Below are 21,273 nucleotides of genomic sequence, written 5' to 3'. Positions count from 1 at the left end.
TTTATAGACATACAACATACCAAATCACCCTTTTGGTCGATTCTGCGTGATCACTTCCACTCTCTAACAGGCATGACGTGTACCAATAGAGTAAATGAGTTAAAATCGCGCTAAAGCAATGTTAAGCAAATATAACAAGGAAGGCATCATGGCGCATGTTAATCACTATGACGTGATCGTAATCGGTAGTGGCCCTGGCGGAGAAGGGGCTGCAATGGGATTAACCAAAGCGGGACTGAATGTTGCCATTGTCGAGAAAGAAAGCAGTGTCGGTGGCGGTTGTACTCACTGGGGTACCATTCCATCAAAAGCACTGCGTCATGCCGTTAGCCGCATCATCGAATTTAATAGCAACCCGCTATTTTGTCGAAACAACACCAGCGTTCATGCAACATTTTCTGACATTTTAGGTCATGCTAAATCGGTCATTGATAAGCAAACTCGACTTCGTCAGGGCTTTTATGACCGTAACTCATGCACACTTTTGTTCGGAACCGCGCGATTTATCGATAACTACTCAATTGCAGTGATGCAAAGCGACGGTACAGAAGAAATCTATTCTGCGGATAAGTTTGTCATCGCGACGGGTTCTCGTCCGTATCAGCCTAACGACGTAGATTTCTTGCATGAGCGCATCTACGACAGTGATTCCATTTTGAGCCTGAAACACGACCCTCGCCATATCATCATTTACGGTGCGGGCGTTATCGGTTGTGAATACGCTTCTATCTTCCGCGGCCTTGGAGTGAAAACCGACCTTATCAATACCCGAGACCGCTTGTTGGAGTTTTTGGATAACGAAGTGTCAGATGCGCTGTCTTACCACTTCTGGAACAGCGGTGTGGTAATTCGTAATGATGAGACCTATGAAAAAATCGAAGGCACAGAAGATGGCGTGATTATTCACCTACAATCTGGCAAGAAGATGAAGGCGGACTGCTTGTTGTATGCGAATGGTCGAACAGGTAACACCGATAAGTTGAATTTGGGTGCTGTGGGTCTAGAAGCGGACTCTCGCGGACAACTAAAAGTAAACCGTAACTACCAAACCGATATTGAGCACATTTACGCTGTAGGCGATGTCATCGGTTACCCTAGCCTTGCAAGCGCCGCTTATGACCAAGGGCGATTTGTCGCACAAGCCATTACGAAAGGTCAGGCAGAAAACTATCTGATTGATGATATTCCAACGGGTATCTACACCATCCCAGAGATTAGCTCTGTGGGTAAAACCGAGCAAGAGCTAACAGCTGCGAAAGTACCGTATGAAGTAGGACGCTCTTCGTTCAAGCATCTAGCTCGTGCACAGATCGCAGGGAAAGACATCGGTAGCTTGAAGATATTGTTCCATCGTGAAACCAAAGAAATTTTAGGGATTCACTGTTTTGGCGAACGTGCCGCGGAAATTATCCACATCGGTCAAGCCATTATGGAGCAAAAAGGCTCAGCGAATACCATCGAGTATTTCGTCAATACCACCTTCAACTATCCAACAATGGCCGAAGCGTATCGTGTCGCTGCGTTGAATGGTTTGAACCGCTTGTTCTAATCTATGCTTCTTGATAGCAGACAGAAAAACAGCAGGCTTGGACCTGCTGTTTTTATATCAACATTGTGCTAGGAAGGTATCCTTGTGCCATTGGTAGAGAAAGATAACCCCTAAACCAATACCCCGCATCAACATAAAGCTCGTCATTGCAAACCACAGCGCGTGATTTTCCCACTCGGCGAACAAGTAAAAGACAACAAAGAAACTGCTAGTCGCGACAAACATGCTATTGCGCATGTCTTTGCCTTTGGTTGCACCGACAAAAATGCCATCCAATAGAAAGCACCACATCGACGCAAGTGGCATCACCACCAGCCAAGGTAGATACACCGCTGCTTGCTGTTGTACCGCCTCAATTGAAGTGATCATGGCGATCAACTGGGATCCCGCCAAACCAAAGAGCGCGGTCAGTCCTAAACAAATAACCAAACTCCAAAAGAAAGTGCCGACAAGCGATTCACTCAATTGTTGCCTATCTTTGGCACCAATCGCCTTCCCGACCATGGCCTCCATTGCGTAAGCAAAGCCATCCATGCCATACGAGATAATCATCAGGAAGCTCATCAGAACCGCATTTGTAGCGACAACCTCATCACCAAAGCTCGCACCTTGGAACGTCATAAAGCTAAAAGCCGCTTGCAGACACAAAGAGCGCAAGAAAATATCGCGATTCAATTTCACGAAGCGCCCTAAACCGTGTTGAGTGCTGGCTAGCAACTTTTGAGGTGATGGTAATTGTCTCTCTCGCCAGGTTTTCCAGACACACATGAGACCAAAACCCATGCCTGAGTAGTCAGCAATCACTGATGCCAGCGCAGCGCCTTCTACTTTCCACCCCAAACCAATCACAAACAACAAATCGAGGGCAATATTAGTCACGTTGGTGATGATCACCATCCACATTGGTGCTTTGGAATTTTGCGTTCCGAGCAGCCACCCCAACAACACAAAGTTCATTAGCGCTGCGGGGGCACTCCACACACGGATAGAGAAATATTGCATGCCGTAGTGTTTTACCTCTGCGCTGGCGTCACTCCAGCCAAAGATCAAATCAGCAATCGGGTTATGGGCAATAAGGAAGACTAACGCAAACAGCAGCGCCATAAGTGAGCCTTGCATAAACACCAAGGCAAGTTGCTTTCGGTCTTCACCGCCATAGGACTGCGCCGCCAACCCAGTAGTCGACATACGCAAAAAACCAAGCAGCCAAAACGTCACGCTGATCATGGTACTGCCCAACGCAACACCACCCAAATACCAAGCGTGGTCTAGATGACCAATCACCGCAGCATCGACCAAACCGAGCAATGGAACAGTAATATTCGACAGCACCATAGGTATCGCTAAAGCTAAAACTTGGCGATGAACTTTTGGGTTAGATAAAGGAGAGAAGATTGAATTTGTCACAGGCACCTCATCAGTAAGATCGACGAGTGTACCTGAGCGCTTAACGACTAGCCAATTACCACTTGATGTGAACGAGGACTGGCGTGAGGCGATGCTTCAACATTGGAATCTTATTAAGCCAACGCTGCCAAGCTTTCCAACGAGAACAGAATCTATCGAATGGCGAGAAAGCTTTCACCCATTGTGCCCATGGTAACCATTGCAATATCTGTGCTGCAGGTGCTTCAAAGCCATGAGCATAACGATCAGAGCCAAGCTTTTGTCCCCACTTGGTTTCCGTTAAATCTCCTGCCAGCACCATACACAGTTCAGCAGAAACAAAATGTCGACCCAAGGTTTGAATAAATTTCGCGACTTGACGCTCTGTGCAATCGAGCAGTGCCATTTCACATAAAATGAGTACCGGTGCTTGCTCTGGAATAACTAACGTCTCTAGCCACGACATTTCATCCACACTGCCACAGCGATGTTCATAGCGTTCATTTTTGTGGAACAAGCGCTGACGCCATACCAAATTTTCCGTCACATCCAGCTCTATCCAATGGCAGCGTCCATTATCCAAACGATAAAAGCGGGTATCCAACCCCGCTCCGACATTGATTATCCAAGCATCGGGATACTGCTGTAAGAAGTGGCTAACCTGCTGGTCACAAAGCTGAGTCAGCGTCACGTGCAGCAATTGCTTCTGCGCAATATCACCACTCAAACAATCCGGCGCCATCTTACAGCTCAAACACGCTTTAGCAGCTATCGGATCGTACACCAAGCCATTGTCGACCATGCTTTCACGGCTACGCAATAACAGTGGCTTTAATAAATGGTTAGGAACTTGATGTTTAGACTGAGACATGGGCATTTCCTGCGCCAGAGAGAAAACATAGACATTAATAAAGATGATAATGAATATCAATTACATTATCAAGCTTATAAATTGGTCAAAACAAACAAGGTCAAGATGATAAGCAAGCTTTTGGAGGAGGTAGAAAAAGAGAAAAGAAGAGAAAAGACAAAACAGCCCAGATGAACTGGGCTGCTTAAATGCACTTACATCCAATCGGTATTACGAATAATACCAACGGCTAAGCCTTCTATCGTAAGGTGCTGAGACGTTAAGTCCACTTGAATTGGGGCAAACTCTTCATTCTCAGCATGCAGTAATATGGTTGAACCTTTGCGCTCCAAACGCTTCACAGTCACATCATCATCAACACGCGCAACGACAACTTGACCGTCTCTCACGTCTTGGGTTTTATGCACCGCGAGCAGATCGCCATCCATAATCCCGATGTCTTTCATACTCTCGCCATTTACACGAAGTAAGAAATCCGCTTGCGGTTTGAACATCGCAGGATCGACTTGGTAGTGCGCCTCTACGTGCTCTTGAGCCAGAATTGGCTCACCCGCTGCGACTTGACCAATCAAAGGCAAACCCTGCTCATCATTGGCTGCGTCTTCAAGCAGGATACGAATCCCACGAGAAGCGCCTGGAATAATTTCAATTGCTTGCTTACGAGCAAGCGCTTTTAGGTGTTCCTCTGCGGCATTCGCAGAGCGGAAGCCAAGCTCACGCGCAATCTCTGCACGAGTTGGTGGCATTCCGGTGTCATCGATTTTACTTTTGATCAAATCGAAGACTTGTTGTTGGCGTGGCGTTAACGGCTTCATGTCTCACCTGTCTTTTTATACAGTTAACTGTGAGTATATCCAGTAAATGCTCAAATGAAAACCCAATTGGTTGTTTTTTAATTTATTTGTGGGGAGCTTTCAGCTTACCGATTAAGTTCATTCTTTATTCGTTTAAAACACCGACTTTTCAGTTAATCAAGTCAAAGCAATAACTTAGGGGTTCGACTAATTTACAGCCAATAAAATTAAAAGGTTTGACCAGTTTCTGGTATCCTTGCAGCGCTTAAATTTTATCGCCTAGGCTTATTTCTATTGCCGTACTCATCTCTTTTTATAGAGAAGACATGCAAAGCGGAAACTGAAATAAGGTTAGGCCTGTTTGAATACCTATTGAGGCTGTGAACTTTATGTCTTCTGGACAATCATTTTCACGTTCATTACTAAAACTACCTTTATCGGTACTGGTAAAGGGCACCACAATCCCGTCGAACCCGATTGAAGATCTGAACATCGACCTAACTAAACCGATTGTATATGCCCTGCCGTTCCGCTCGAACGTGGATTTGCTGACACTGCAAAAACAAGCCATGAGCCTTGGTCTACCCGACCCGCTCAGCCCGCTGGAAATCAATGGCAAAACGCTGAACCGTTTCGTCTTTATCGCTGCGCGTCCAACTGTGATGAACAACGATAATGATGTCCCAACCGATTCTGTCTCTCTGTTCACTGACTTACTGGAACTGCACAAGCTGGATAGTGAGTTGGATGTTCAAATGATCCCTGCAACCGTGCTTTGGGGTCGTAAGCCAGGTAAAGAAGAGAACCAAAAGCCTTACCTTCAACCGATGAATGGTCCGCAAAAAGCCAAAGCAGTAATGGCGGCGGGACGCGACTGCTTAGTTCGCTTTAGTCCCGTGGTATCTCTGCGTTATATGGCAGACTCTCACGGTACCGACAGCGCAATTGCGCACAAACTGGCTCGCGTGGCGCGTATCCACTTCTCACGCCAGAAACTGGCTGCTTCAGGCCCAAACTTGCCACAACGCCAAGTGTTGTTTGCTCGTTTACTAAAATCTCCAGCTATTGAACTGGCGATTGCTGACGAAGCCAAGAGCAAAAACATCTCGATTGATAAGGCACGTAAAGAAGCCCACGACATCATGGATGAAATCGCCGCCGACTTCTCCTACAGTCTGGTGAAAAACGGCGACCGCATCCTGAGTTGGTTATGGACAAAACTATACCAAGGTTTGCACATCAATAACGCCTCGACTGTGCGTCGTTTAGCGCAAGACGGCCACGAAATTGTGTACGTTCCGTGTCACCGTAGTCACATGGACTACCTGCTGTTGTCTTATGTTTTGTACCATGAAGGCATGGTGCCTCCGCACATTGCGGCAGGCATTAACTTGAACTTCTTCCCGGCCGGTCCTCTTTTCCGTCGCGGTGGGGCGTTCTTTATTCGTCGTAGTTTTAAAGGCAACAAACTGTACTCAACCATTTTCCGAGAGTATCTAGCTGAGCTGTTTGCCAAAGGCTATTCAGTCGAGTACTTCAGTGAGGGTGGTCGTTCACGTACAGGTCGCTTACTGCAAGCGAAAACGGGTATGCTGGCTATGACCATCCAAGCAATGCTACGTGGTCTAAACCGCCCAGTAACACTAGTGCCGGTCTACATCGGCTACGAGCACGTAATGGAAGTGGGCACTTACGCGAAAGAGCTGCGTGGCAAACGCAAAGAGAAAGAAAACGCAGGGCTTGTACTGCGTACTCTGCGTAAACTGCGTAACTTTGGTTTGGGCTATGTGAACTTCGGTGAGCCAATTCAGCTCAACCAATACTTGAACGAGCATGCTCCTGAGTGGACGAAAGACATCGACAGCATGGGTGGTAACAAACCACAATGGATGAATCCTGTGGTGAACGACCTCGCTAATAAGATGATGACGCACATCAATGATGCGGCGGCGGCAAACGCGTTGACCTTGTGTGCAACCGCACTGCTTGCTTCTCGTCAACGTGCACTTTCTCGTGACTCGCTGATCAATCAGATCGAGTGTTACTTAAAGCTACTCAAAAATAATCCGTACTCAAGCACCTCCACTATCCCTACCGAAAGTGCTGAGGAGTTGGTCGATCATGCAATTTCGCTTGATAAGTTCGTGATTGAAACCGATAGCATGGGTGACATCATTTCGCTGGACCGTAGCCAATCGATCCTGATGACTTACTATCGCAACAACATCATTCACTTGTTCGCTCTGCCGTCATTAATTGCCCAAATGCTCATTCGTCAGCGCAACCTTTCGGTAGCCAAGATTCAAGCGAATGTCGCGCAAATCTACCCATTCTTGAAGAAAGAGCTGTTCTTAAGTTACCAAGAAGACGAGTTGGATGAATTGGTCGTTAAAACACTGCATGAATTTGCCGATCAGAAAATGATTAGTCTTGATGGTGATAAGCTGGAAATCAATCAATCGAACAACCAGCCTTTGGTTCTGTTAGGTCGAACGATAACTGAAACGCTGCAACGCTACTCTATCGCGATGAACTTGCTTGTTGCTTACCCTGAACTCGGTAAATCGGACCTAGAGCAGAAGAGCCAAGATATTGCTCAGCGCCTAGGGCGTTTGCACGGTATTAATGCGCCAGAATTCTTCGATAAAGGTGTGTTTACCGCGATGTTCAATACGCTCAAACAGCAAAAATACCTCGATAACGAAGGTGACTGTGACACGAAGAAAACGCAGCAATTTGCACGGCTACTGTTCACTCTGCTTTATCCAGAAGTGAAACTGACGATCGAAGAGAGTATTCACCAACTTCGGTCGTAACCGTTTTACCTTCTTCCAATAAGAAAAAAGGCATCCAATCGGATGCCTTTTTCTATTTCTTCGCTTACCAAAATGCGACCAGTAACCCTATCGCTATCACCATGCCAACATAATTGTTGTTAAGGAAAGCCTTAAAGCACAACTCACGCTCACGGTGACGAATTAAGTGCTGCTGATAAACAAACAACGACGCTACAATCAAAAGGGTCCAGTAGTAACTTTGTCCCAATTGGTAGAACTGCCCTAACCAAACCAACATCGCGAGTGTAATCAGTTGCAACACACCAATAATAAGCTTGTCATGACGACCAAACAGAATTGCCGTCGATTTAATGCCAATCTTTAGATCATCATCTCGGTCTACCATCGCATATTGAGTGTCGTACGCAATGGTCCACAAAGCATTAATGAGGAACAAAAACCAAACAATCAATGGTAATTCCCCAGTTTGTGCAGCCCACGCCATTGGAATCGCCCAGCTAAAAGCCAAGCCTAAAAATAGCTGCGGAATATGAGTGTAACGCTTCATAAATGGATAGATGAACGCCAACACAATGCCAGCGAAGGATAGCTGAATCGTCAGCGGGTTCATGGTCAGCACTAACAAAAACGAGCTGATACCCAAAACCAAAAATAATCCAATCGCTTCTTTTGCTGTCACTTTCCCTGATGGCAGTGGGCGTTGTTTGGTACGTTTTACATGGCCGTCGACTTTGCGGTCAGCAAAATCATTAATCACGCACCCCGCGCTACGCATTAGGAATACACCCAATACAAACACGATAAATACATCCCAACTCGGCATCCCTTGGGCTGAGATAATTAGCGCCCAAATCGTTGGCCACATCAGTAACAGTGAACCAATCGGGCGATCCATGCGCATCAGTTGCCAATATGCTTTGGCTTTTTCTGCGGACATTTACACTGTCTCCTTAGCGTAAACTGGTGAATTAGATAAGAATAACTCGGCGACCAGCATCGGTTTGTGATTCATCCACAACCTTGAGCGTCGCGCTAACAAATGTCCTTCTGGTACGGCTACCCATCCCATTTGCAAAGAGTCTCGCTCAACGTTGTCTGCGCTAAACACAGTTAGTCCTAGTGGGATATCCCCTTGTTGAGCCAAATCATACTGCTGATCAACTAAGGTTGAGCGAGGAATTAATGTCCGTCCGATAACCCAGTTATTATTGTCACCACACAAAATTACCTCTCTCAGTAAGCAATCTTGTTCGGACAATAACTGGCTTTCGTCCTGTTTTAACGTCGCCGCAGTGACGATCTGATTTTGTAGCAATTCTACCGTTAACGCTTGGCAGTGCTGTTTTAAACGACGTGACAAAGACCCTTGCTCTTCAAGCCAGTGCTTGGCAAATTCATTTGGAAATTCGAATTCTTCGGGGTTTTGCCACTCTACTTCCAATAAAGAAGCAAGATAGAGTGATGTTGGCTGATTCATACTAGTATTCAATTGGAGGCTTTATGCGTACAATAAAGCAACAACTTACCGTCCATAGTAATGTATGTAACCGTAAGTTCCGTTATTTGTTATAGACGGCCCATTGTATCAAGACTGAAGCGATTCGAATATCGCGATCCAGAGAAAGAAAAGTTAGAAATATGTACAAACGTTATATAGCCCAAATTATTTTTGCGTTAACCATACTATTCGCCGCACCAAGTTGGGCTGAAACGGAAGAAGCTGGACCTAAGTTGGCATACTTTACCCTAGAGCCTGACCTCACTACTAACTTTTACACCAAAGGCAAAAAGTTAGGTTATGTGCAAGTGCGCATCGACATCATGGTAATGAGTCAACAAGATTTATCAGTTGTTGAGCATCACCAACCTTTGATTCGCGATGCAGTGATTGAATTATTGGGTAAGCAAACAGAAGATACGATTAAGTCCCTGTCTGGCCGAGAAGATCTGCGCAAAACCTTAGTGACGACCCTCAACGAAACGCTTTTGCCTGAAACAGGTAAAACCATCATTGCCGATTTGTTGTTTACAAAATACCTTTATCAATAAACCCAAATCCGTTTTGAACATAAAAAAAGACCGCTCTTGAGCGGTCTTTTCATTTCATCTGCTTTAGGCTTGCTGTTGGTATTTCATCTTGCCTGAATCAAACAGCGCAATCGCCATCCCCGACAGTAGCCCAACTAAGTGAGCGGTGTTTGCAATCGCCATAAATGGCTGCACAAAACCAAGAACTAACCATACCAACATAAAGACGATAATTGGCTTGGGTAACGTAAGGCCTAAATGTGGCAAGCGGTAACCCAGTATCCACAAATAACCAAGCAGTGCATAGACCACGCCAGACAAGCCGCCGAAGTTAGCCCCTTCAACATAGAACTGGCCTGCCCCTGAAAACGCTGCCGACACCACAAAGAGTTGCAATAGCTTACCGGAACCGAGACGACGTTCGATGTCGCCCCCCAACTGCCACCACCATAGTAAGTTAAACACGATGTGAGTTACTGAAAAGTGCAGTAACGCATGACTTAGCCATCGCCACACTTGCCATTGTTGCCCCTCAAAAGCCGGGAAGTGCAACAACTTAAACACGCCATTGCCAAAGCCAAACATTTGTAACAAGTAGATGATGATACAGACTGTCATGATCAGCAAAGTCATGGGGCCAGCTTTCGCTTTGACCATGCTTATGATACTCGGGCTGGAATAATGAAATGTGCTCTTACGAGTATCGGCAACGTCCCACGAGGCGGCGCTGTATTTTGAATCAGACGGGTTAGCAAGGAACAGCTTAAGTTCGGCTTCCGCTTCTATTTCATGCTGGCTATCAGTCAGCCACAGCGCAAATTGCCCATCCCCTTCTGGCATCATTTCGATGTCAATTTGGCGAGAGGCCATATAATCAATAAAGGCTTGCGCCATACGTGGATTATTTAACGTTACCAATCTCTTCATTAACTTCTCACTATCGGTAGTTCTGCTCGATGCCAGGCTTCAAAGCCACCATCTACACTGTACACCTGTTCAAAGCCTTGGTTAACCAAATATTGCGCCGCACCTTGGCTACTAATGCCGTGGTAACACATCACTAGAATAGGTTGTTCGAACTCCACTTCATCCATAAACGCAACGATCGTATCGTTAGTTAAGTGATACGCGGACTCCGCATGCGCAACGGCAAACGATTGAGGGTCACGGATATCTACAAGCTTCGCATCACCCTGCTCGAGCAGCGCTTGCGCACCTTGTACATCGATATGCTTAAACTGATCCATTTACTTTCTCATTGTCTTATTAATATACCCAAGCAACCTCGAACCTAACGTACTAATCAGCACCCGTGGTACAGCATAAAATCCATATTTGAAGCTGCTTGGGTATACTGCCGCTATTGTAACCTATCCAACGGCAAACTTAGACACATGGATAATCAGGGTTTTCAAAAGTGTACACATTCCAACCATTTGTGGATAAAGCTGTGAATTGCGTTGATAAAGTGTATTTGGATCTTTTGATCCACAACATGTAGTGATGATCCTGATCTAACTGTGTGTATATCTATAACTATCCCCAGATGGAAAAGTGCTTGAATCCCTTATTTTGTCCGGGTTTCGAACAGTTGATAAATAATTACTTCACAGAGTTATACACAGGTAGCACATAAAATCCGGATCGCAAACGCTATCGATTTTCGATCGACAATAAAAAAGCCGAGATCACATGATCTCGGCTTTCTATGAAAATCTTACTTTCAATTAGCAGTGGAAATTAAAATTCACCCACAGCCAATTTTAGTTTCTTCATTGCATTTTTTTCTAGCTGGCGAATACGCTCGGCAGAAACACCGAACTCATCAGCTAAGTCTTGCAATGTTGCTTTCTCATCATCTAACCAACGAGAACGCACGATGCGCTGACTACGCTCATCCAAACTCGCTAATGCATGACCCAAGCGATTGTTGGTGTGCATTTCCCAGTTGGCGGCTTCAATGTTGTCGGCCACATCAGACGATTTGTCTTCTAGGTATAGCATCGGCGCTGTGTAAGCGTTTGAACTGTCGTCTTCATCAGTTGGCATATCAAAGGTTGAATCCACCGCCGCTAAGCGTGATTCCATCTCGCGAACTTCAGAAGGCTCAACACCTAACTCGCGCGCAACGGTTTCCACTTCACCGTTGTTAAACCAACCCAAGCGCTTTTTCGACTTACGCAGGTTGAAGAACAATTTACGTTGCGCTTTAGTGGTCGCAATTTTCACGATACGCCAGTTACGTAGCACGTATTCGTGGATCTCTGCTTTGATCCAGTGGACAGCAAAAGAAACCAAGCGAACCCCTACTTCTGGGTTAAAACGCTTAACGGCTTTCATTAGACCGATGTTACCCTCTTGCACAAGATCCGCCATCGGCAAACCGTAGCCAGAGTAACCACGAGCAACGTGAACAACGAATCGTAGGTGCGAAAGAATTAGACCTTTTGCAGCCTCAATCTCACCTTTATAGTGTAATCGTTCTGCCAGCTCACGCTCTTCGTCTGCAGTCAGCATTGGGTAGCTGTTTACTGAGCGAATATAGCTATCAAGGCTATCTTGCGTGACTAGAGCCATCGGATACGCTTCTTTTGTCATTCAATTCCTCATCAATCTCTGATCTGGAGCATTACATTGCAATTTAGCTTCGATATCTTGAACTCAAAATGAACAAGTTTCAAGAAGGGGAAGCAATTATCCATAAACATTTGGTCTAAGCAAGGGTTCAAAATTAGCTAGTGCTAATGAAATCCAAGTAATAAGACCGCCATCACTTAAACTGGTTCAATTTCTTTTAAATGTCGTTGCGCAGAAAAGCGCGCCGCAATACATCCCAAAAGACTCCCAATGATGATTAATAACAAAGATTCATCCCAACTTAGACCAATCAAGCGGAACTGGCTATCGTACAACGCAGCAAGGTCTTCCACCGCACTATTCATGACAATGGTCACTAAAGCCGTTACCAACCACGCAATAGTGGCACCTAACACGCCAAACCACATACCTGTGTACAAGTAAGGGCGCAGAATAAAACTGTCCGTCGCACCGATCAGTTTCATGGTTTGAATCTCTTCTTTATTCGCCAGCACATTAAATCGCAATGTATTGCCAACGATTAAAAATACCGCACCGAGCATCAGCACTGTCAGGGTAATGACAATAATACTCGCGAGAGTTTTGATGGCATCAAGACGCGCCAGCCAGTCTTCGTCAAGTCTCACGTCGGTCACATCTTGTTGCTCTCGAACGTCTTTGGCTAATGACTGAATATCACTTTTTAGCTCCGAATCTGGCGTAATCACCAACACACCAGGTAGCGCATAGCCACTTAAAAGGCTGATAGCTTGGTCGAACCCTGCATATTGGCTTAAATCAGATAGACCTTGTTGCGGTGAAATATATTCTACCTCTTTTACCAAAGGCCAAGTTTCAATTTGATCTTTGAGAACCATCACTCGTGCATCCGGCATGCCTTCAACTAAGTAAGCACTAACTTGTGAAGGAGAAGCGACATCTTCCGCTGCCCCCGCAACGTTTTTCCCCAATAGATACAAACAAGCTGGCATGGCAAGTGCCATGGAGATGACCGCTAGAGTCAGAATGTTGCCTAGTGGTCGTTGCCATAAGGCGCTAAAAGAGGATTTAGCTTGTTTTGCGTGGACAGAGAAAAAACCATCGGTATTCGCACGCTTGGCACTGCGGCCTTTCCCCTTCTTTTGGGAGTGCTTGTTACCTGCCATAGTCTTCTACCTCACTTAGGAAGCCTTGGTTCAATTCAAAATGACGATACTGTGGGCGAGTGTTTACTAACCCCACATCGTGCGTGGCAAGTAGGATAGTCACGCCCGCACGGTTAAATTCTTCGAATAGACGCAACACACGGTTGGATAATTCTGGGTCAAGGTTACCCGTAGGCTCATCAGCCACCAGCAACGTTGGTCGATTAACCACAGCACGGGCAATACCGACGCGCTGTTGTTCACCACCAGAAAGTTGACTAGGTAGACAACGAGCTTTATCGAGTAAGCCCGTTTTATCTAACGCCGCAGAAACACGGCGTTTGATTTCGTTTTCAGAAATCGATTCGATACGCATTGGTAGAGCGACATTGTCGTACACACTGCGATCCATCAATAGGCGATGATCTTGAAAAACAATCCCAATATTGCGGCGCAAAAAAGGGATGTCTTTGCCTGGAATACGCGTGATGTCGTGGCCATTAAAATGGATTTTGCCATCGGTTGGTCGCTCTATCGCGCAGATCAATTTCAGCAAGGTACTTTTACCAGCCCCGGAATGTCCGCCTAAAAACGCCATTTCACCGCGCCTCAGGTGAAAATCGACTTTTTGCAGTGCTTGTCGACCACCTCGGTAAGCTTTGCTTACTTGCTGAAATTTGATCACCGTTGATTTCCTCTAACTCTTTTTATTCTTCACGACTAAACAGTGCGTCAATAAACTCTTGAGTTTCAAATGGACGCAAGTCTTCGATACCTTCACCCACACCAATGTAACGAATTGGAATACCGAACTGATCAGCAATAGCGAAAATTACGCCGCCCTTGGCTGTACCATCCAGCTTAGTCAAAGTAATCCCGGTTAGAGGGGCAACATCACTGAAAAGTTTCGCTTGGCTAATGGCATTTTGTCCTGTACCTGCATCAAGCGTTAGCATGATCTCATGTGGTGCAGAGTCATCAATTTTCTTCATCACACGTACAATCTTACGCAGCTCTTCCATTAGGTTCGCTTTGTTCTGTAGACGACCTGCTGTATCAGCAATCACCACATCCACACCACGTGCTTTTGCCGCTTCAATCGCATCATAGATAACAGAGGCACTGTCTGCTCCAGTATGTTGAGCAATCACAGGAACATTATTACGTTCACCCCACACTTGTAGCTGCTCAACCGCTGCGGCACGGAAAGTATCGCCCGCTGCAAGCATCACTTTTTTGCCTTGAGTTTGGAACTGCTTCGCTAACTTACCGATGGTCGTGGTTTTACCCACGCCATTTACACCCACCATCAAGATGACGTAAGGCGTTTTGTTGCTATCGATTTCTAGTGGCTGTTCAACTTTAGAAAGAATCTCAGCCATTTCTTCTTTCAACAAACCATAAAGGGCTTCGCCGTCTTTCAGATCGCCACGTGTGGCTTTTTCTGTCAGGTTGTTGATGATTTTTGTTGTGGTATTCATGCCCACATCAGCAATAAGCAGTTGCTCTTCTAGCTCTTCAAATAAGTCTTCATCGATTTTCTTACCGCTGAACAGACCGAAGAAGCCAGCACCAATATTTGCTTTTGTTCGGCTTAGGCTGCGTTTAAGACGAGCAAAAAAGCTTTCTGTTGGCTTTTCTTGTTCTTGAACACGAGGCGCGGCCGATACGACTTCTGGCTCCTCTGCTTCTGCTTCTGCTTCTGCTTCTGCTTCTGCTTCTGCTGGGGCAGCCTCTGATTGTTTCGCTTCTTCTTCAAGTTCTGGCGTTGCTTCCGCTTGCTCAGCAACCGCTTCGGTTTGCTGCTCTTCAGAAGGCGCTTCCACTGCTTCTTCTTTTACTGTTTCTTCAGTTTTTGGTTTTGGGCTTTGTTCTTCGTCACCAAAACCTAGCCACGAAAGTAATCCGCGCTTCTTTTTTTCCGTCATCTGGGGCTATCCTAGATTGTTCTTTTATCTATTCATGACTCTTTTTTGACAAGATTATTATCTGTCTAAAAAAGGCTAATGACAAAGTTCTGAAAACTTTCCGATTAGGTAATTCTAATCTTATTAGTGTTACACTCTGTCATCTTGAATATTCTGGGCTGTATCCAAGCTCCAAGCTCATTGCTTGGGCGATTAGATATAGTATCACTTTATTAGCGGTCAAAAAATCTATGGTAAGACGTCGCCAGCAAAACTCATCACAAAAAAAGCCAACAACGGGCTTTGTTCGCATTATTAGTGGCTTATGGAGAGGCAGAAAACTTCCTGTACACGATGCTGAAGGCTTACGCCCCACGACCGATCGCGTCAAAGAAACGCTGTTTAACTGGTTAGCTCAAGATGTACCACAGGCAAAATGTCTCGACTTGTTTGCTGGCTCTGGCGGCTTGGGATTTGAGTCAGCTTCACGCCAAGCAGAGCAAGTGACCATGGTTGAGCTAAACCCACAAGCTTTCCAACAGTTACAAAAGAATGTTGCCTCTCTTAACGCGAACAACATCCAAGTGGTAAATACCGACGCACTGAGTTTTTTGAAGCAACCGGGTTCTGCTCATCATGTGGTGTTTATTGACCCACCGTTTCGCAAAGGTCTATTGGATGAGACCGTGGCTCTGCTAGAACAAAATGGCTGGCTCGCGGAAGATGCGATGATTTATATTGAAACAGAAAAAGAACTCAATATTGCCGACTTACCAGAAAACTGGCAATTACATCGAGAAAAAACAGCAGGCCAAGTGAGCTATCGTCTGTACGAACGTACCTCCGCATAACGCCTCGATTTAAAAGGATACTTAAATGAAAGCACTAATTATGCTGGCCAAAGCGGCTATCGCCTTTGTTTGGTTAGTATTAATCCTAAATATTTTTATGCCCTTTCCCGGCAATGCCGCGATTGCGCTTTACATCATGACCGCTTTTTTGTTCATCATGCACGGTTTACAAATGGCCATCTTCATTGGTGCATTTGGCGACAAAATAAAAATGAGCAGTTGGGAAAAATATTCAATCCTGATTTTTGGTATTTTTGCCCTACTCGATATTCGTCGTAAACACATGATGTAATCGCTCAGATACGAAAAAGCCGCTCTTGTGAGCGGCTTTTTTTCTGCGTTTCGTTCGTCACCCAATGTAACTTTTTACACCATCCAAGAACATTTGAGTGGAGATCATCACCAGTAACAAGCCCATTAAGCGTTCTACCGCCTTCAAGCCACGTTCACCCAACAAGCGATTAAAGAAGCCATAAAACATCAGTATAAAAAATGTTGCGCCCCACGCAATTACGACTGATGCTGACATTTCCAACATTTTCTCTGGATGTTGCGAAGACAGTAAAAGCAAGGCTGCAATCACTGAAGGGCCTGCGATCATAGGAATGGCCATCGGAACAATAAAGGGCTCCTCGCCTGCTGCCAGTCCAGTGATGCTGCCAGCACTCGGGAAAATCATCTTAATCGCAATAATGAAGAGAATAATGCCACCAGAAATGCTGAGCGTTTCTGGCTGGACATGCAAAAAACTTAAGATGCTTTGTCCTGCAAACAGAAATAGCATCAAGATCAGTAAGGCAAACAGTAGTTCACGAATCAATACCTTACGACGACGCTTGGGATCGATATGTTTGAGAATAGGCAACACAATCGGCAAGTTACCGAGAGGGTCCATGATTAGAAACAGCATGGTCGCTGCAGAAAGAATGTCCATATTCTGGCCTCACCTAAAAAATGGCGGCCAGTGTATAGCAAACTGACAACATGAGTATATGACTGAGGGCGAAAACACCATATTCACCCTCGATCTTAGCCGCCGTTTTAGTGATTACAAACTCGCGCCATATTGACCACAAACTTACCTTCAAGCTCACGAATTTTGTCGCGCTTGAGCAAAAATGCTAGTAATGCATCTAAGTCTAGATCATTCAGTTTACAGGTGTGAAAGCGAACGCTAGCGCCAAAGTGCTGTGTGAGGGCTTCGCGATCCATTGGCGTTTCTCTAAGTAGGTTTAGCAACTCGTGAGCATGGATTTCACTCATTATTGACTCCAGTTATTAAGAACAATGCGTTCAGTTTACTGAAATCCTCAAGAGCTGCTTTGACTTAAATTAGTAAATGATTGAGGCAACAATGAGGGCATGAGCAAAAAAGTAACTACCACTCACCCACAAATAGGCGTGTTTCATCGGTTTTCGATAACCGTGTATCGCGTATGCCAGCGCCGAATAGATCAGAACTAAGGTTCCGCTAAAGCCGATAGCATTGGCGTAACTCGGCACTTGTAACCAAACTTCACCGGCTGCCCAAGCAAGTTGAACCAGCATCATCCCCATGATCACAACGGGGAATACCAGAGAGTCGAGTTGAGGTAGCAACAAAAAGAACGCCACGATACTCGCTGCAAGCAGCAGGGCCAACAGCCACCAGACAATCTCACCATTAAGCTGCACCCAAAATGACTTGCTGTAGCATACCTGGGCGACCAGATAAGCCGAAAAATAGATTAGCTTACGAGTTTTAAACGAGTGCAGCGTATCTGCCACCATAGACACAATAAGCCCACCCGCAATCCAGTAAGTATATGTTGCGGATGCACCTTGAGTTAACACCAACACAAGAAGAAGTAGCAGAGTAAAGATTTTAAACACGAGGGATTGTGTCGGGTTAGCTTGCTTTGCTCCCAACACGGAATACACACCTGATAGCCCTATCGCCAGCCAACTCCACATGCAGTATACACCTTTTACTTAAACTCGCCGCTAGTCTAGGTAGACCAGTTTTGATGTAAAGACGCAATCTACGAAAGTTGGATCTCGCTAGCGATTCGAAACATTTTGTAACCCTCAACCTACGTAATAATAAAGCCGATGAGCCTGAATGATGCCACTAAACATTGGGGCCAAGCTTTGCTCATCAGCCGAACCCATCAAATTACACGACACAATAACCAACGCTTTCTAAAACTATTTAACTGAAAAACAGATAAGTCCTCCAGGTAAGCCGCCATTTCACCAACTGACGATTAAACCACCAGGATGTATGTAATGCAGGCAACAAGAATAAATAACAGACACAAAATAGAAAATAGTCTAAGTAGCGCTCTAAGAGAAGAGAAACCACTGATGATTAGGAGTAAAAACTAAGAAAACCGACCTTAACTCAGTAACAAAAAAATCAGGCAAGAAAAGTAAGTTAATGATAAATAAAACCATAATTTCAATAACAGATAAAAGTGCGAACTTCATAAACCATAAAATCACTAAACACTTTTGAAGCCCATATTTTCTCATAAGGTAAGAAAATCTCACTCCATGCTTTCGATTTGACGATGCAACCTCATAGCACATTTTTTAATTTTCTCAATTTTTGAGAAATACAGACAAAATAAAGACCCAACATACTATTCGAAACAAAAAACAATTACAAAGCCAACACCACAAACCATTTAACATTATAAAATCAAACACTTAAAAACAAAAAGGATAAAAACAAAACAATGTGAACACTTTAAATACAGGACAAAAAACATAGTTTCATTAGTCAGAATCACGTAAAACCAGACAAGTTAAGTGTGGTTTTTGAAAAGATTAACGAGCATATGTTGATCAAACCCCAAAAACAGTGCTATATTAAATTCATCGAGTTCATCAAAGATTAAGGGGTAGTGTTATGATTTCATCTTCTCAAAAACAAGGGCTGGTTATGATTGCAGTGGTTGTGGGTTTAATGACACTGCCAATGATGTACTAACCAAATGATTTAAAATAAAAAAGGACGCAAATGCGTCCTTTTTTATTTATCTGTATTGCTCTACTGAATGTGCTTAGACAAAATATCCCAGTGCATATAGTAGAAACCAAGAGCGGCCAGCGTAATCAACGTCATTAGCAAAATTGCTGTACGCCAAATAAAGCGAGAGCTTCTTGGTGTCAGCTCTTTTTCACAAGCATCACATGCCGCCATAAAGCCTTTACGATCATCCAGCTTGTAATCGTCTTCGTGCACCACTTTATTACGCACTGTCGCGATGAATCGAAGCTTTGCTATCACGTCATGCGGTAAACGTTCTTCACAACTATTAATAAGTTGGTGCAACCCTTTCCCTTCTGCATGGTACTGAGTACGCAAAAGTTTTTCGATCGTTCGGGTACGCATGACTACTTTTTCAATATCTGACATCGTAACCCTCCTTACCAGACCCTTCCTATGTTCATTATTTTTATTCTTCTATAAATTTAGAGCTTTTTCGAGCCGTTAAGTGTAATTTTACTTTCAATTTGTGCCCTTGAGCTCATATAGCCTAACAAGTGAAAGCCGCTTCGTTCAGCTTTAGTGACTTCGCTTGCAGATGAAGCGACGATTTCATCGCGCATCATTAAGATAAATCGTGAAGTGCGCCGAATAATCTCCATATCCCTTTCATTAGATTATGAATAAGTTACCTCAACTCATCGTTTCGTCAGCGAGTACTGTAGAATGGGACCCGATAAAACATTGGAGGTTAATATGCCAATCTCACTTATTGTCGCCCTATTCGCCCTTATTGCCTTGGGCGCGTGGGTGTTTTTCCGTTTTTATAGTAAGCACTATGTGGGCGAAGACGCTCCAGAGCAAAGCGCGCAGGTAACGGTTTTAGATAAACAAGCGATAGACATACCAAACGCACCACCAGGTCAAGACGATCAAGAGTATTGGATTTACGTTCAACGTGGTTCTATCGGTCCAAAGCGTGAATTCCAAATTGGAGTGCATTACTACCATGCACTCAACCCTGGAGATAAGGGAACACTGACCTATCGCGGCAACAAGTTCCTTCACTTCGCTATCAAACGTTAAGGCAGTAACCAACGAGTCTTGGCAGAACGAGAAAAGAGATAGCTCATCGCCAAGGCTCCAGCTCCACTTAGAACGATCCAGACTGGAATCACCCACGCAGGATGTCCTGTGTACCAACCGAACTCTTTCATCGGCCATAAGAAAATAGGATGAAGTAAGTAAATCCCTAAGCTGTGCTGACTGATCACACTTACCACTTTTTGTACTTTTGGTGATAAGCCTTCACCAAAGTAACGCCCGATCATAAAAATCATCGAAGCTGCTAGAATCACATTCAGTGTTTTATAAGAGAGCCAGCGCCCAACCGTATACTTCTCCGCCTCTAAGCTATTTGTCACAACCATCGTAAAGGTCACTGCCAACGCCACGAGTCCTAGCCCAACAAATAGGGTCACCATAGAGCGATTCAAAGGTACCTTTTGAAATAAAACATACCCCAGTGGAAGGTAACCCATATAAAGCCACATCTGATTACTCCAAGGGCCATCAATCTTGAACAAGAACAGTGTGCTGGTGAAAAGCCAAAATGCGAGATAGGTATACAAGACGTTGTCATCCACGTTGCGTACCATCCATTGAAACAGCGGAATCACAAAATACAGTGGTATAAAGTAATAGAAAAAGCCGAGATGGTAATACGTTGCGTGGAATGGGCTATTGCTTAATACCTCTTTTACGGTTTCAAAATCAAAGCCTTGAGAAGTCCAACCTGAAAGGTATGCATAAAACATCGACCAAATAAGAAATGGAACTAAAACTTTGCCCAAACGCCTTTTGATATAATACTTACCGTCAAATGGTCGAGTGTCACTGAGCATTAGCGCTCCGGTGATCAAAATAAAAACTGGCACTGCCCAGCGGGTTACGCTATTCACGCCTACCGCTGTCAGCCATTGGTCAAATGGAATCACTCCTAACTCATTTCGATACGGTGCCAAGACGTGAATGGCGATCACTGCTACCGCTGCGAAACAGCGCAATAAATCAAAAAACAGAACCCTTTCTCTCATACCTTTCCCTACTTTGAGTCGCTTATCGTTTATAGCATAGGGTAAATCTCAACCAGTGAAATGGTTAACAATCTGTTTTTGCTTATTTTTAACTCAACAATGACCTACAACGGGGATTTCATCACCACTCTAATCACTTAACGAGAACCAAAAACCAAGCATCAGTATTCACTCTCGATGCCAAACCGACACAATCTGATTACAGCAAACGGCGCATAAGAAGTAAATTACCACCTTCTAAAGAAGGTGGCTTTGTGTGAGCCCCCTAAAAGGGGGCCTTTGTTTAGTCCAGCGCCA

At 44.7% G+C, this 21,273-nt stretch carries 22 protein-coding genes; 6 read left to right on the top strand and 16 right to left on the bottom strand.

The annotated features are described in order from the left end of the window. Positions 1-118: 118 nt before the first annotated feature. Positions 119-1,549 carry a Si-specific NAD(P)(+) transhydrogenase gene (gene sthA, locus R7P74_RS22495; RefSeq protein ID WP_005389689.1) on the top strand — a complete coding sequence of 477 codons (1,431 nt, stop codon included), beginning with the start codon at positions 119-121 and terminating at the stop codon, positions 1,547-1,549. A gap of 57 nt (positions 1,550-1,606) precedes the next feature. Here sthA and dinF read toward each other — a convergent pair whose 3' ends face one another. The 3 genes from dinF to lexA form a co-directional block, all read right to left on the bottom strand. Further along, entirely contained in the window at positions 1,607-2,956 is a 1,350-nt protein-coding gene (gene dinF, locus R7P74_RS22490; RefSeq protein ID WP_225474223.1) for an MATE family efflux transporter DinF, read from the bottom strand. 55 nt (positions 2,957-3,011) lie between these two features. Beyond that, on the bottom strand, positions 3,012-3,806 hold the full coding sequence (locus R7P74_RS22485) for a class I SAM-dependent methyltransferase (protein WP_017636072.1): 795 nt from the start codon (positions 3,804-3,806) through the stop codon (positions 3,012-3,014). Between the two features lie 194 nt (positions 3,807-4,000). After that, positions 4,001-4,621, bottom strand: coding sequence for a transcriptional repressor LexA (lexA, locus tag R7P74_RS22480; protein WP_005378682.1), 621 nt, complete (start codon positions 4,619-4,621; stop codon positions 4,001-4,003). A 368-nt stretch (positions 4,622-4,989) separates the two neighbouring features. On the opposite strand from lexA, the gene plsB reads away from it, so the two are divergent. Continuing rightward, the gene (plsB, locus tag R7P74_RS22475; protein ID WP_253657712.1) at positions 4,990-7,416 is read left to right on the top strand and encodes a glycerol-3-phosphate 1-O-acyltransferase PlsB; all 2,427 of its coding nucleotides are present in this window, start codon (positions 4,990-4,992) and stop codon (positions 7,414-7,416) included. A gap of 64 nt (positions 7,417-7,480) precedes the next feature. Here the strand turns inward: plsB and ubiA are convergent, their stop codons facing one another. Both ubiA and R7P74_RS22465 read right to left on the bottom strand, forming a co-directional pair. Continuing rightward, positions 7,481-8,335, bottom strand: coding sequence for a 4-hydroxybenzoate octaprenyltransferase (gene ubiA, locus R7P74_RS22470; RefSeq protein WP_137282439.1), 855 nt, complete (start codon positions 8,333-8,335; stop codon positions 7,481-7,483). After that, complete coding sequence (locus R7P74_RS22465) at positions 8,336-8,875, bottom strand: chorismate lyase (RefSeq protein WP_318123198.1); 540 nt, start codon at positions 8,873-8,875, stop codon at positions 8,336-8,338. Between the two features lie 161 nt (positions 8,876-9,036). Here R7P74_RS22465 and R7P74_RS22460 point away from each other — a divergent pair, with 161 nt between their 5' ends. After that, entirely contained in the window at positions 9,037-9,447 is a 411-nt protein-coding gene (locus tag R7P74_RS22460) for a flagellar basal body-associated protein FliL (protein WP_005378687.1), read from the top strand. 63 nt (positions 9,448-9,510) lie between these two features. Here the strand turns inward: R7P74_RS22460 and glpG are convergent, their stop codons facing one another. The 6 genes from glpG to ftsY all read right to left on the bottom strand — a co-directional run bounded on the left by glpG (position 9,511) and on the right by ftsY (position 15,076). Continuing rightward, positions 9,511-10,353, bottom strand: coding sequence for a rhomboid family intramembrane serine protease GlpG (gene glpG, locus R7P74_RS22455; protein ID WP_047103977.1), 843 nt, complete (start codon positions 10,351-10,353; stop codon positions 9,511-9,513). After that, positions 10,353-10,673, bottom strand: a complete 321-nt coding sequence (gene glpE / locus R7P74_RS22450; protein WP_005378691.1) for a thiosulfate sulfurtransferase GlpE — start codon at positions 10,671-10,673, stop codon at positions 10,353-10,355. The genes glpG and glpE overlap by 1 nt, the downstream gene beginning before the upstream one ends. Positions 10,674-11,166: 493 nt before the next feature. Then, positions 11,167-12,024 carry an RNA polymerase sigma factor RpoH gene (rpoH, locus tag R7P74_RS22445; RefSeq protein WP_005378693.1) on the bottom strand — a complete coding sequence of 286 codons (858 nt, stop codon included), beginning with the start codon at positions 12,022-12,024 and terminating at the stop codon, positions 11,167-11,169. A 176-nt stretch (positions 12,025-12,200) separates the two neighbouring features. After that, complete coding sequence (ftsX, locus tag R7P74_RS22440) at positions 12,201-13,169, bottom strand: permease-like cell division protein FtsX (RefSeq protein WP_005378695.1); 969 nt, start codon at positions 13,167-13,169, stop codon at positions 12,201-12,203. Next, positions 13,159-13,833 (bottom strand): cell division ATP-binding protein FtsE, encoded by a 675-nt coding sequence (gene ftsE / locus R7P74_RS22435; RefSeq protein WP_005378697.1) that lies wholly within the window; start codon positions 13,831-13,833, stop codon positions 13,159-13,161. Before ftsE ends, ftsX begins: the two co-directional genes overlap by 11 nt. A gap of 22 nt (positions 13,834-13,855) precedes the next feature. Then, complete coding sequence (ftsY, locus tag R7P74_RS22430) at positions 13,856-15,076, bottom strand: signal recognition particle-docking protein FtsY (protein ID WP_064368850.1); 1,221 nt, start codon at positions 15,074-15,076, stop codon at positions 13,856-13,858. Positions 15,077-15,306: 230 nt separating this feature from the next. On the opposite strand from ftsY, the gene rsmD reads away from it, so the two are divergent. Then, positions 15,307-15,906 (top strand): 16S rRNA (guanine(966)-N(2))-methyltransferase RsmD, encoded by a 600-nt coding sequence (gene rsmD, locus R7P74_RS22425; protein ID WP_005378702.1) that lies wholly within the window; start codon positions 15,307-15,309, stop codon positions 15,904-15,906. Positions 15,907-15,931: 25 nt separating this feature from the next. After that, positions 15,932-16,198 carry a DUF1145 domain-containing protein gene (locus tag R7P74_RS22420; protein WP_005378704.1) on the top strand — a complete coding sequence of 89 codons (267 nt, stop codon included), beginning with the start codon at positions 15,932-15,934 and terminating at the stop codon, positions 16,196-16,198. Between the two features lie 57 nt (positions 16,199-16,255). Here R7P74_RS22420 and R7P74_RS22415 read toward each other — a convergent pair whose 3' ends face one another. The 4 genes from R7P74_RS22415 to R7P74_RS22400 form a co-directional block, all read right to left on the bottom strand. Then, the gene (locus tag R7P74_RS22415) at positions 16,256-16,840 is read right to left on the bottom strand and encodes a YhgN family NAAT transporter (RefSeq protein WP_318123196.1); all 585 of its coding nucleotides are present in this window, start codon (positions 16,838-16,840) and stop codon (positions 16,256-16,258) included. Positions 16,841-16,947: 107 nt separating this feature from the next. Next, entirely contained in the window at positions 16,948-17,169 is a 222-nt protein-coding gene (locus R7P74_RS22410) for a YecH family metal-binding protein (protein WP_005378711.1), read from the bottom strand. Positions 17,170-17,238: 69 nt separating this feature from the next. Further along, positions 17,239-17,859 carry a lysoplasmalogenase gene (locus R7P74_RS22405; RefSeq protein ID WP_213965860.1) on the bottom strand — a complete coding sequence of 207 codons (621 nt, stop codon included), beginning with the start codon at positions 17,857-17,859 and terminating at the stop codon, positions 17,239-17,241. A 1,081-nt stretch (positions 17,860-18,940) separates the two neighbouring features. After that, a complete protein-coding gene (locus R7P74_RS22400) occupies positions 18,941-19,309 on the bottom strand; it encodes a hypothetical protein (protein WP_005378717.1) in 369 nt (122 codons plus the stop codon). A 327-nt stretch (positions 19,310-19,636) separates the two neighbouring features. On the opposite strand from R7P74_RS22400, the gene R7P74_RS22395 reads away from it, so the two are divergent. Continuing rightward, positions 19,637-19,966, top strand: a complete 330-nt coding sequence (locus tag R7P74_RS22395; protein WP_005389668.1) for a DUF2500 domain-containing protein — start codon at positions 19,637-19,639, stop codon at positions 19,964-19,966. Here the strand turns inward: R7P74_RS22395 and R7P74_RS22390 are convergent. Further along, positions 19,963-20,976, bottom strand: coding sequence for an acyltransferase (locus R7P74_RS22390; RefSeq protein ID WP_017636080.1), 1,014 nt, complete (start codon positions 20,974-20,976; stop codon positions 19,963-19,965). The genes R7P74_RS22395 and R7P74_RS22390 overlap by 4 nt on opposite strands. Between the last annotated feature and the right edge of the window lie 297 nt (positions 20,977-21,273).

It is taken from the genome of Vibrio sp. 2033, from assembly GCF_033339735.1.
The sequence above is the reverse complement of the archived record's forward strand: the minus strand, read 5'-3'. Positions and strand labels throughout refer to the sequence as shown.